This is a genomic window from Halobacterium hubeiense (assembly GCF_001488575.1).
GTDB lineage: Archaea > Halobacteriota > Halobacteria > Halobacteriales > Halobacteriaceae > Halobacterium > Halobacterium hubeiense.
This window is the reverse complement of sequence record NZ_LN831303.1, coordinates 238,750-251,434: the sequence shown is the minus strand read 5'-3', so window position 1 is coordinate 251,434 and position 12,685 is coordinate 238,750. Positions and strand designations below refer to the sequence as shown.

At 50.7% G+C, this 12,685-nt stretch carries 10 protein-coding genes and 1 pseudogene; 5 read left to right on the top strand and 6 right to left on the bottom strand.

Annotated elements, in window-relative coordinates:
• The first annotated feature begins 49 nt into the window (after positions 1 to 49).
• The 3 genes and pseudogenes from HHUB_RS16200 to HHUB_RS14245 form a co-directional block, all read left to right on the top strand.
• Entirely contained in the window at positions 50 to 2,743 is a 2,694-nt protein-coding gene (locus HHUB_RS16200; RefSeq protein ID WP_157534020.1) for a tetratricopeptide repeat protein, read from the top strand.
• A 300-nt stretch (positions 2,744 to 3,043) separates the two neighbouring features.
• Entirely contained in the window at positions 3,044 to 4,333 is a 1,290-nt protein-coding gene (locus tag HHUB_RS14250) for a hypothetical protein (protein ID WP_059058678.1), read from the top strand.
• A gap of 752 nt (positions 4,334 to 5,085) precedes the next feature.
• A pseudogene (locus tag HHUB_RS14245) lies at positions 5,086 to 5,694 on the top strand (hypothetical protein); the annotation flags it as partial.
• Positions 5,695 to 5,711: 17 nt separating this feature from the next.
• Here HHUB_RS14245 and HHUB_RS14240 read toward each other — a convergent pair.
• Complete coding sequence (locus tag HHUB_RS14240) at positions 5,712 to 6,440, bottom strand: hypothetical protein (RefSeq protein ID WP_059058673.1); 729 nt, start codon at positions 6,438 to 6,440, stop codon at positions 5,712 to 5,714.
• 133 nt (positions 6,441 to 6,573) lie between these two features.
• Between HHUB_RS14240 and HHUB_RS14235 the strand changes: the two genes are divergently transcribed.
• Both HHUB_RS14235 and HHUB_RS14230 read left to right on the top strand, forming a co-directional pair.
• Positions 6,574 to 6,795 (top strand): hypothetical protein, encoded by a 222-nt coding sequence (locus HHUB_RS14235; RefSeq protein ID WP_059058671.1) that lies wholly within the window; start codon positions 6,574 to 6,576, stop codon positions 6,793 to 6,795.
• A 70-nt stretch (positions 6,796 to 6,865) separates the two neighbouring features.
• Complete coding sequence (locus tag HHUB_RS14230; RefSeq protein WP_059058669.1) at positions 6,866 to 7,213, top strand: hypothetical protein; 348 nt, start codon at positions 6,866 to 6,868, stop codon at positions 7,211 to 7,213.
• Positions 7,214 to 7,263: 50 nt separating this feature from the next.
• On the opposite strand, the gene HHUB_RS17650 is transcribed toward HHUB_RS14230, so the two are convergent.
• From HHUB_RS17650 to HHUB_RS14210, 5 genes are all read right to left on the bottom strand, one after another.
• Positions 7,264 to 7,485 carry a homing endonuclease associated repeat-containing protein gene (locus tag HHUB_RS17650; protein WP_394329537.1) on the bottom strand — a complete coding sequence of 74 codons (222 nt, stop codon included), beginning with the start codon at positions 7,483 to 7,485 and terminating at the stop codon, positions 7,264 to 7,266.
• A gap of 37 nt (positions 7,486 to 7,522) precedes the next feature.
• Positions 7,523 to 9,181, bottom strand: coding sequence for a DUF2254 family protein (locus HHUB_RS16195; RefSeq protein ID WP_082687280.1), 1,659 nt, complete (start codon positions 9,179 to 9,181; stop codon positions 7,523 to 7,525).
• A gap of 287 nt (positions 9,182 to 9,468) precedes the next feature.
• Complete coding sequence (locus tag HHUB_RS14220) at positions 9,469 to 10,407, bottom strand: hypothetical protein (protein WP_059058665.1); 939 nt, start codon at positions 10,405 to 10,407, stop codon at positions 9,469 to 9,471.
• Positions 10,400 to 11,464 (bottom strand): hypothetical protein, encoded by a 1,065-nt coding sequence (locus tag HHUB_RS14215; protein ID WP_059058662.1) that lies wholly within the window; start codon positions 11,462 to 11,464, stop codon positions 10,400 to 10,402. The genes HHUB_RS14220 and HHUB_RS14215 overlap by 8 nt, the downstream gene beginning before the upstream one ends.
• 518 nt (positions 11,465 to 11,982) lie before the next feature.
• Positions 11,983 to 12,297 (bottom strand): helix-turn-helix domain-containing protein, encoded by a 315-nt coding sequence (locus HHUB_RS14210; protein ID WP_059058660.1) that lies wholly within the window; start codon positions 12,295 to 12,297, stop codon positions 11,983 to 11,985.
• Positions 12,298 to 12,685: the final 388 nt, after the last annotated feature.

Below are 12,685 nucleotides of genomic sequence, written 5' to 3'. Positions count from 1 at the left end.
GTGTCGTAGTTAGCGTGGAGGGTTTTATGACGATTGGACAGGTAATGATATGTCAATGACTGGTTTGGAAATAGCGCCGGTTCTCTTTTCTGTACTCGCTAACCGAACAGTTCCCACCAAATCGGATGTGCATGAGAAACTAGACGAGGTAACACGGAACACCCAAATAAACGACGAGTTCGGGCAGCTTGCGGCCGAGTTCAATCGCTCTTTGATTGACCGGATTAAGAGCCGAGCTAAAGACTTGGATCATCTTGAACTACAGTCTTTAGCATTCCATTGGGACATAGTCGCTGAGCAGATTGATTTTACAGAAATTGTGTTCGAATCTGAGGAAGAAGCCGTCACCTGGCTAATTGAAGAAATCAATAAAGTCGAAGATGTGAATTTAGACAAGGAAGCGAATGAGGAGCTCAAAAAACTATTGAGTGAGGAGTTTCGGAACGTCGTTGACGATTTTCGTGATCGAGTCATCCAAAATGAAGAACTGTCCCGGCAACTTCAGGCTGAATTTCAGGTTGATGCTCTTGACGAATTGGCTGCGATTCGGGAGGAATTCGATCAACTCGCGTACCGACGCCCGTACACCCTTTACTCATTCCCTGAAGACCGGGAAAGTGTGATAAGTACGCTCCTGCCAGAAAATGCTATAGAATTTGTTGACAGGCAGGAAGTTCCCAAGAACCCAGACCCCGGTAGATATGTAGTCGTCGGGCCATCTGGTGCGGGAAAAACACGTATCTTATCTGCTTTTATCAATCGTCTCCCTGAGGATTCGGTCGATCACATTTTGCTGCCTGATGAACGAATGCTTGATTCTGCTGATGTAAAAGGAATCACACGCGAAGAATTTACCGGAGATGTGCTACTCGTTTGGGAAGACATTCACCGAATAGACGAAGGAGGAGAGAGTCTAGTTCTTGAATCAACCATACATGAACTGTCACACACTCTCAATTCGAATGGGCATACTCTATACGCACTGTTGGAGGCACGATCAGGACAACTCCACAATGTACCCGGAAATCTTCCTGCTTCATTTGACGACGAACAAAGTGTCTGGTATGATTTTGAGGAACTAAGGGTCGAAAATGTAAGTCTTGATTTCATACACGATCTCGCAGTTCGGATGGCAGACAAATACGATGTGTCAGCAACCAATGAAGTGCTTGAAGCCTTAATTGACCAAACCGCTTCTCGCTCTGCACCGATTTATATTGATGCCGTACTCGGAACTACCGACGACGAACTCACTATTAGCGATGTAGAGGCTTTACCAGATAATGTTGAAGATCTCTGGCGTATACAGTATGAAGCACTTCAATCAGATTCAAGAGACGAATGGTATGTATTAGCATCGATGAAGTTATTGTATGATCTAAATTTACCGTATTATTCTAAGCTCGTCCGTACAATCTACCTTGAACTGCTAAGTGGTGACCGAGGACGATTTCGTAAGTCTGTTGAGAAACTTAAAGAAAAAAGACAATGGATAGATATTCGGGGAAAGGATCTCGTTTCTCGCCAAACACAGTATTATATCCACGACATACAACTTGAAGCAATTCAGGTCCGTGCTCGTGACGATGCTTCAGAATTGTCTGATGTGCTTCTATCAGAGGAGGAGTCGTTGCCTACATATACACAGCCGATAGCTCACCTGAATGCCGGGGCTGCGTTCTCGAAATGGGGCCGTATCTCATTAGCGATAGATCAATGGAAAGCGGCATTAGATCTGGATCCCACATTTCCCGAGGTTCACTTCAACTATGGACTATTGCTCGCAAAGCATCAGGGCAATCCAACAGAAGCTGAGATCCATTTACGTAAAGCAATTGAGTACGATCCAGAATTTCTGGAGGCATACTATAGCTATGCCCTATTACTTCAACAGTCATTAGGCCGTCCAGAAGCTGCTGCAGATTACTACCGACGAGCTTTAGAACTTGATTCTGAATTTGTGGAAGCACTTTACAATCTTGGATTAGTGTTACACAGGGACCTTGATAGGCCAGAAGAAGCTGAAGAATACTATAAGAAAACGCTGAAAGAGCATTCTAATCATGCACCGGCACACAATAATTACGGTGTTCTGCTGAAGGAAGATCTTAATCGGCCTACAGAAGCAAAGCAACACTTTGAGAGGTCATTATCAATTGACCCCAGCCATACGTTGGCACATTTGAATTATGCAAACCTTCTAAATGACGAATTTTCGGAGTCTCAGGAAGCCAAACAACACTTTGAATCGGCACTGCAATTGGAGCCGCAGAATGCCGATATTCACTATGAGTACGGCACCTTTCTTAAAGAAGAACTAAACCAAGCAGAAGAGGGAGAAAGGCATTTGTCAATTGCTCGGTCGATAAATCCCGAAGAGTACAAAGGTGCAAATATAGAAATCCCCAAATATCCTCAAAACCTCTCCGTTGAGACAAAGAAACAAAGTGTCTCATCACGTCCGGTTGCGATTAATCTGGGGGCAGATATCCCGAAGAATACAGCGTTAGAAGCAACAGTGAAACAAGACGTAACAGGGGATGGTAAGCCAGATCATGAGCAAGTGATCCATCTGATGGATGGTGAGAACAAGTATCGGTTAGATGGATTCGATCCAACCGGTGGTGAGGTGTGGACTGAAATAAAATTTAGAAGCAAAGACGGACAGAATACAGCTTCATTCGACCTTCCCTCATATGAACTGTATGTGGTAGATAACTCACTAGGCGAAAATAGCTCTTAGAACCGTCTGACAGGACTGAGTGCTTTTCCAAAATTATCCTCTATATCAACTTTGCTTTCGTGGCTCTGTTAAAATCCTTAGAAACTGATACAAATTGCGTGCGAGATACAGAGCGTGTATGCATCAAGGCGCTTTCTGGGATGTGAGATTACTTGGCCTCTGGGACAGATGTCAACAGGGGTAGGCAACTAGTCCGCTATGGAAAATCGCTTCTAAATAACCGCGTGACCTGCGGACGACCGACGCTCTCCGATTATCTGGAAACAAATTGTTATTATGGTCTCCTATAGAGGTATGCGTATGATCTTTCTCAACCCCTCTCGCAAACCTGCCTCCGAGTACACACCCATCCCCTCCCAACAGATGATTGTCCGCCGCTACCGCTCACTGAGCGAAAAACGGCAGCTTGAGACGTACTTCACCGAGGGGTTGTTCTGCAACCACCTCACGAACTTCGACGACAAGAATGAAGGAATCCTCCAGCATCCTGGCGGATACAATTCTCTCAAAGGCGCTCTTGCAGCAGACTCCATGCGAAAACGACAGCGCATGGACGAAGACATTGACGTAGCATCCGACGAAGAATTCCAGGAGGCGCTCGACCAGTACCATCGTGACTCCCGCCGCCAGCACTTCGCCAACTGCTGGCGACTCGGCACCGAAGAGAAAGACGACATATGGAAATGCTACACTCAGGACGACGAGATGAAATCCGGGTGTGCGGTCGAGACCACCGTCGGCCAGCTGGTTGCCGCCCTGCCGTCCCGGCCGGCGATTCAAGACGAAGTCGGTGGGTTCGATCCGGACAACATCACGGAGACCTCTGAATGGAACCTCTCGTTCACCACGGACACGTGCGACATCCGGTTTGGAACTTGCAGATATCAGCAGGAGGAAAACCCTACTCAGGACCAACCAGCGGGCTGGAACGCGGCTATCACCTTCTTCAAAGGCGAAGACTTCGATGACGAAATCGAGTTCCGAATCCTGGTTAATCCATTTACGAACAACGGGTTCATTGAGTCAGCGGCAGACGGAACCCCAGTCGCGTTCCGGCCTGACCTCGAGGAGGATCCATTTCGGAAGCTACCGGCAGCGACCGAATGGATGACCAACCGCCTCATACTGGCTCCGAATGCCACAGAAAAAGAGCGCGACAAGGTCGAATCGTGGCTTAACGAGTTTGGGGTGGCAGTCGGTAGTGGGCCCGATTCGGATTTAGAGGTGATCGAGTCGACGGACTCGGGAACCACACTCCAAGACAAGTACGAGTACACGGCGGAGCTGGCGGGCCTCGCGAACTATGATGGCTCGGTTGAGCATCTTGAACATGCGATGGGACAGTTTCTGACGAAACGTGACTGGGACGTTTGGCCAGTTGTCGATCTGGTTGAGATCAACTCGGACAATGCCGGTACGTTCCTCGAGGCGTACTGGCATCGGTCGGAAGACCCGGTATTCGAGATGAATGAGTACGGGCATCACGACATTCAGCGGGTGTGGGTCCGGCGCTTCACCGACCCAACCGAGGAGCCGGAAATGTGGAAAAACACGCTTGCAGAAGAAGCAGAAGAAGACTCCGGGGAGTAGTACTGAATAATAGGACCTGTTCTACGTCTCCTTCCAGCAATCATCTAGGGAGATGGAGTTTGATATATCCGTAGAGCCGGCACCAGCAGGATCAGGAGCTTCGGCAACCAGAAACGAGATCACGCTTTAGTCGAGACCTCTGATCAGGAGCGCGAAGAAGGCCCCAATCGCCAGTCGATACCGTTTGCTTTCGAGTTCTTGGTCGGCTACGTTGAGGGCCCCAGGTTCCCATCACCTTCGGCTAGTATGACGTATTTGCGGGACAAGTTTGGATCACTGTCCAGCTGGCGCTTCTGGTGTCGACATTGCTATTCAGCTGGTATTTTTCCGCCTGAATTTTGATGAATAAGAACAGTAGTTACAATATTCGCATACCTTCTCCGCAGATTATTCGGCCTGAGTCAGATTGCGAGATATGCGCGCTGTATTCAGCACGGCTCCAAGAACATATCACCGGTTGAGGATTTCAACAAAGCCGCTTGCGTGAAAATGGACGATACTGAATGGTATGAAATCTATATCAGGATATTGCAATAGTCATAATCTAGTTAATTCCCGAGCGAGATTAATTTGATGAACACTAGATATGTAATTTACCCTGCTGGTTTACCGACGTCACTGAATAAATAAACCGTATTCACAACAACTGATATAAGGGAGTTCAAATAGAGAACCGGCGGAAAAGACAGAAATTAACATATTATAATATACTCTCCACTCTCGCTGGTCGGATAACCAATCTACTCAAGTCACAGTCGGAACTAAATATGTCGGTTTTAGATTACTTTGGCTCGTATTCCGAAAATTCACTTATCTCAGAAATCGGCCTCACTCAACCCCCAGAGGGCTCTGCAGACTCTATTCTACAGCAAACCACCGAGGAGAAGCCGAACCTCCGCGTCGGCGAGGCGTCCGTCAAGCGCGAATCCCAGAACACCGTCGAGATACGACTGACCGCCCGCTACAAGCCCGACGACGAAGACGCCTACGAGACCGACCAATGGGGGTACACAGAAACGGACCCGCTTCCTGCGCTTCGCATCACGGACCTCACCAAGACCGAAGCCGACCTCATCGAGGCATTCGTCCCGGTCGCCGTCAACGAAGCCGACGGGTTCGCAGAGTTCCAGGACTACGCCACGAAGACTAACTCGCTGGTTGATCGCCTGCGGGGGCTCACGCTCCCCGCCGTCGACGACGTTCGCGAAGGCCTGGAGAGCTACATCGAGACGAAAGAACGCGCCGAAGAACTGGAGGAGGAAATCGAGCGAACGGACGACCTCATTGACGAAATCGTCTACGAACTCTACGGGCTCACTGAGGAGGAAATCGGAATCGTCGAGGAGACCGTCGCCGAGTGAGCGCGCGGCGCGAAAACTCAGGTAATACGCTGGACCACTGGATTCGCGTCGTTGGTCGCGGAGTGGAGTGTCGATACTTCCTCGAAGTTCAGGAAGTCAACGCGGTCGCGAATCGGCGCGAACCCGGTCTGGTCGAGGCGCTTCTCGAACTGGTCTTTCCGCGTCTCGTCCGCGACGATGACGAAGTTTGCGTAGTAGTCCTGCAGGTCGAGGAACTTGTGGAGAGAGTTCTGGAAGTCCGTCGAGAACTCGACTTCCAGGAGGCTGTGTGGCATCTGGCGGTCGTTGAACCAGACGACGTCGACGGTCCGAGCTCGGCGCACCATTCGCTCGTAGCTGAACTCGGGTATCTCGTCGAACGTGCGGACGTCGCCGAGCGTCCGGTCGAGGAACTTCTGGTTCTTGTCTTGGGCGGGAATCCACGTGTCGGCCACGCGCATATTCCCGACCTCCGCGAGCAATCCTTGGAAGTACGAGTGATTATACTCGGCTTGCTGATCGTCGTCAACGTCCTCCGTGGTCAAGTGGTCGGGTAGGTCCTCACGGTGGGCTTCGAGTGCCCAGAGACCGGGCTTGAGTTTGAAGAATTCGTCCCGGCGCTGGACGATGCGGCGGATGCTCGCGTTCGGCGTCTTCGTTCCCCACTCGCTCCCCTCGACGTGCGGCGCGTGCTCGTAGAGGTGTTTGAGCGTCGCGTACCCGCCGTTGTCCTCCATCACCTTCGCGACCGCCTCATACTGATACATGTGGATTTACCGATGTAACCCCTATGTGGCAAGCCAGAGATCAAAGTGATTTCGCTACAGCGAGACAGACATTCCTCCTCAACTAGTCTAGTAAATCCGAACAATTATCACGGTGAGATTATACACTATAGATATGGCTACGGTAGACACCAGCTCGCTCCCGGAATCCATTGAGGACGCGAGTGACCTTGAGCTGCCGGAAGATCGAGAGTACGATGATGAGGAAAATGCGGAGTTAGATGCTGCTCTCGAATCCGCAATTCAGGCAGCCGAGAAGGCCGGTAATCTCACGCTGGCACGAAGGTTGAAGTGCGAGCTGGGGTCTCATTACTACGAGCAGAAGTTCGACCTGTAGTCCGTTTTCTGTTCTATTTACTTTCGCTTCCGGACCTAGATTTATAGGATAATCGTCAGTACACCTCTATATGTCGTCTGATCCCGCGAGGGAGGAAATTAAACAACTCATCTTAGAAGCCAAGGGACCAAGCAACGCAATTTCATCCCGAGAAATCAACGAGCAGGTAGACGTTGATTCGGTTGGTTCGTTCCCGCAAACTCGGGAGATTGTCCGCGAACTCCTAATGGAGGGAATCCCGATTGCCTCCAACACCAACGGCTATTATGTGATTGAGTCAGAGGAACAGCTGGCTGACTACGTAGATACCCTCGATAGTCGGATGACTGGAATTGCGGAGCGGCGTTACGGAATTCTTCGTGCCGCCGACCAGTGGGACGGCGACATCGAAGCCTCCGATGACCACGACGTACTGTAGTCCATCAACCTTGCTCCAAGGGCGAGGAACGAAATTGAATAGCGGGTCTTCTATATCCAATTCCGAACGCTCCGCGCGATAACGTCCGTTTCGGCTTTCGCTGCTTTCCAAGAGCTGAATCGCGACTGAATCGTAGCCGCGGATGGAAGGATATCGAGCCGCTGGTACGAGTGCTGGGTGGGCTCTTCGCCGAGTTCTTCCTCACCTTCCTGCAGCGCTTCGATGCAATCTTGTTTCGTGTAGCAGTTGCGAGGCCCAGCATCAACGCCGATCTTGTCAAGCGCTCAACCAACTGCCGCAGTGGAACCACTATATTATGTATCCAATTCTCGCTGATCGCGCTCGGATTTTAAGCCACTCAGAAAACTCTTCTGAGGGATTTTGGAGAACTTGTTGATGAGTGCCCGTCTTTCGAATCACGGTAGGGTCCTGAAGTCGAACAAACGAGAAATAATCTTCAATCGGTATATCCCCGTTCAGTAGTTTCCCGATGGTCTTGTCGTGGTCCTTCTTCTGGACAAAATTCCGCCCATTAAACGAATACCCATCCATCACCGAATTCGAAGTTTGGGCTCTAATATATTGAAGGTAGATTGCGACTGCAACCCACTGATGATGGTATCCTGGAAATGGGCACTTTTCAGTACGCGATAAGATGCTACCCAGCCCCGCCGAAATAGAATTCCAATTTATAATGGTATCCTGGACATTCACTTCTACTCGGAGTGCTTCTCCGGCAACCTCGGTGAACGATACATAATAGTCTCGCAACGCTTTCACGGACGAATATTTATTCGGAGAATTTCGTGGCTGTGGTGATGACCAAGATATGCCATTCAGACTTGTTGCATTAGTGTTGTCCTGGGTAGCTTGGATTCGAGAAGACAATCCCAAAAGATAGTTTGTCGCAGCAGCGTCGACCTGTTTGATATTCCGGTATTTTTCTATCGAGGAAGCGATGCGCCAACTGGTTAGAAGAGATCCCTCCCCAGCAGACTTGTGAAGCCCCTCTTCAGCAGCGACTTCTACAATCTCCCGGCTATTCCTCTCGCAGTTGGATCTTACTTGATACCCTGTATCATCTGCTCTAATATCTGATATAGGGCTCGTGGTTCCATGAATACCAGACAGAGTCGGAGCACCAAGTGATGTGTGAGCTGCCTCAATACTGATTAGCCGGATAGATTTTAATGATTTCTTCGCTACAGTCGGTTGATCTTCATCTGTCGACATGACTGTGAGATGCGGCAGACGTTGTTCCAAGAGGGTGGAAATAGTCCTACTAATCGGCGTACCTTCGTCAAGATCCGAGGGTGGTGTAGATTGGATGAGTTTTGTAGTTTGGTCGGTTATGACGTTAAATCCGAGTTCAATAGCAGGCTCATCCCGCTCTGAGATCAGCGAACGCAAAACGGAGACCGGCGTTGTATACGGGTCCGGATTCGAAGGGTTATTGTCTGCCTCTCGGGCTGCGATTGTAACGGATTCAGGTTCTAAACTACGACTAAGCCTGTCCCAAACACCCTCTGGTGTCGTCTGTCTCAATATATAATCAGTGTGTAAAATCAGGCCGTATACGGATAATCCAGCTAAGATACCAGCGAAGTACATGAGCGCTCGGGACGCAAAGTCACCAAAGCCACCAATCGAGTAAATCATGAAAACGTCAGTGCCAATAGAGCCGATAAAGAGCCCGGATGTTTTCAAGAAGGCTCCGTCTGACCGGATGAGATATGCCATACGGGGTGCGTACTGTCCTGTCGACAGCTGCGCAGCAAGGATTATGACCGAGAATACAATCGCGAAGATGGTTGCTTGAGCAGTGGCAAGGGTTTGTGCGAGTGCGGTGGCTTCATCGCCGGGAGAATATTTGAAAATGCAGGCAAGCGAGACCGCGATAACAAATGCCAGGAGTAACAGAGAGAAATCGAATGCTAATCTCTCTCGCGTTAGTTTATCGTATTCCATAGTTAAGCATATCACTGACCCTATTTATTACCTGACAAGTATCCGCGTCATCTTCCCCTTGTTACGAGGTATGGGAAGTAGCACTCTCCATATCCGTTCGTTTTTCCGTTGTCTCCTCTATCCTCCTATTTCGACCGCTTATATGCCTGAGAATGGGAATTCATCGTTCAAAGAGTTTCCGCTCCTCGCGGCTCTCTACTTATCCCTAACCAGGCCCTGCCGTTATCCGTGAACGGTAGCAACTGAACCAGCGATGGAGGACTTCGGCGGAACTCCCCGCTCGGTAGTCAGTCATCAACCGTTCCTGATTCCCCATCTATTTTAGAGGAGTCTGCGGCCCATTCTTGATGGTCCAGACGGGATTGAGGTAAATCGTCAAGCACGTGGTCAACGTAGTATTCGGTCTCGCGATGAATCGCCTGAATAGTTGCCGACGTCCGCCGCCACTCCCTACCTTGAGTTCCTGCGATTCTCTCTATATACTGGTCGAGGCCTGCATCACGCAGTTCAAGGTGGATGATCTTCGTTCGTTCCCAGAGTGCCTCCTGTTTCTGGTCACCCAGTTTGTCCCAATACGGATGCGCGCGGTCGAGAATATCTTCAATTGAGTATTCGCCTTGTTTCATTGCAAGCGAGACCACCGCGCTGAATACACCGGCGACCATGGCCACCTTATCCCCTTCGTAGATGTCGAACGGATAGTGCCCAGTAGGAAGAGGTTCGCTCGGCTGGGCGTTAATCGGGAAGAGATTCTCGACGGCAGAATTATCGAATTCGTGCCCGTCCAGATTCCAGATTGCCATCCCGCTCGTCGGGTCCACATCGAAATGAACCAACGCGATTTCGCTCGGGATGTCCTCGCTCGTCAAATCAGAAAATGAGGAGAGTGCTGTCTCCGCTGAAATTGCCGGATCAACACCACTTACGAGACCCTGAATAACGAGTTGGTCCTCATTGCCATCCATTCGGAGATAGCGCCGAATCTGGTCCTGACTTACTTCCTCAGACTTGCAGTCCACGATGAGCGAGTGTTCGTCTTCTTCTGAAGTCAGAACAACATCCGGATGGATTACGTCCTCTCCCTCCTCGTTGTGGAGGTATAGGTGGTCCTCGATGACGTCGCACTCGTACCCGAGCTGTTCAAGACTGGCTGAGAAGGTGGGCTGGAATTTGGTTAACGCAATCCAGAGATTGATTTGATGTGTGTGCCACGAGACCTCATACATCGTCAATAACCAATTCAGCCGCAGGGTCGTAATAGTGTTGGATATTAGTAAATAGACGGAGGGCGGTATTGCCGCACGCGTCCCCGTATAGGTATAGACGAAGCCACTCGGGAGACATCTCGATGGCTATCTTATCTCCGTTGTGAGCGTCGACGCCATCGACTTTGTATCCCTCTTCGCTGGTCTGTCTCACGTGGCCCCACAGCCGGAACGGGTCTTGAGCATTCACGACGTGAGAAAGGAATTCCTCGATATCCGGGACTGGTTTACTGAACCGAATAACGACTGGCGAGCCGCGTGCACGCCCTCCGTTCTCTTGGTCGTCAGCTCCGATGAGGTGATTTTGCTCGACGGCACCGAGAAGGCGTTCATATTGGTCCTTAATCCGCCCGACCGTAGAGAGATGGAGACGAATATCGGTCCCTCCTCTCGTCGTGAACGCCCCCTCGTTCGTAATTCGCTCGCGTACGAATTCGTCTTCTTCCTCTCGTCTGATTTTGATGCTGGACAGGGAGATGAAGTCCTGAATCTCGTCTGTGGATTTCAGAATCTTGTAGAGATGGTTCGAGTTCGGGCCGGACCCATCAATCGAGAGATCCGTGAACTCGAAGTTCTCCTCGACGAATGTTTGCGGGAACACTTCGTCGGCTGCAAAGCCGATTTTGATGCCCTCGAAGTCACCCATGTCGCCGATTTGTTCGACCTCGTTGGTTGGGAGCCAGAGGCGGTCTAATCCTCCGCCTTCACTCTTCAATAGAGAGTCAATCGCGCTATTGAAAATCGTAGATTCTGCGAGCGAGTACACACTCCAGAGCCGCTCGTGGTAGCAGTCGAGAAACAGCCAGCCCTCGCCCTCGGTGGTCTCAGTCTTAGTCATCCAGAGGTCTTCCTCGACCTCGTGAACCTCGTCGATAATCTCACTCTGCAGGGCTTGATTCGGAGAGATATTACTTTCGATGATGGCCGTCTTGAGCATGTTCCGGCCGAATTCTAGACGAGTGTCTTCCAACAAGTCGGACTGCGTGTTCTGGAGACGAGCATCGAAGATAGAGAGCATATCTCGCCTACTGTTGATTGGTTGACTGACGGCCATGGTTCGGTTGTTAATAGTTCAGTGAGGCACCCAGTTAGTGTTTATCCACACTGGTGACAAAACCGAAAGTACCCGCCTAAATCCTGTCTGAGGATTAAAAGACGTCGTCGGGAAAGGAGGCGACGAAGCTGGAAGAATGACTTCCGCTCGTTTTCCGAGATCGCCTTTTTGTCCCTTTCACCTGCCTGAAAAAGCCGAAATAGCTCGTTCAGAATTTTCCGTTCACCTCCGCTCTCTCCTTATCCCTAACCAGGACCTGCCGTTGTCTGTGAACGAAAGCGACCAAATAGAGGCGAGGACCTCACGAGCGAGTCATAGCTCGGTAGTCAGTCGTCTTCGAGGTATTCAGTCGGCAGCTCGCCTTCGAGTCACGCGCGACCGCGGTCGGAAAGTTGGTAGAGCGACTTTTCTTCGTCTACCAGCTTCATACCTCCGAGACCATCATCAGGCAAAACCAGCCGATTGACGTACGCAGCGAAGCGTTACTCGCTGTCTGGAGACGGCTCAGGAGGAACATCGTCCTCACTAAGGTTGCTATCCAAGAGTTTGCGTCCGAGGTCCGTCAATCGGTATTTCGGACCGTCCAGTCGGTAGAGAAACCCGGCCTTTGCGAGTTTCTTCGTGCGCTCGGAGATGTACCGGCTGTGGTAGTCCAGATTTGCAGAGATCGTCGACGGGGTGACGCGGAAACCCTCCTCGACGTCGTCGTGGCGGCTGAGCCATTCGAGGATATCGTAGTCGACTGGTCGCAGCCATGGGACTCGCTCAGCCATTTCTTCACGGAAGTCATCGGGCATACGCACCAATTATGTGTCGGTGCGAAAATGATTTTTCAAGGAATCATCGAGTATGACATTCGAATTTCTGCAAAGACATTAAGTCCTAGGAGGGTTATGGGCTATCTAAGCCAGAAGCTGGGCGGACTGATGCGTCTCCCCGGAGTGAAAATCCGGCTGGACGCCTGCCACCAGCAGACGCCCAGCTTTTGGCACCGACGCATGCAAATACACCCTCTCATCCGGGTTAAATCACCCGGCGTGAACGACGCACAGGATACTAGCTCAACGATGAAAGCGCCCGCACCGCGCAACCTTCCACAATCCCACGGTGCGAGCGCCCACACCAATCACACCCACAGCGCGGAATCCCGGCGACAATCCGCCTCTCAGCGTGTCCCATCATGTC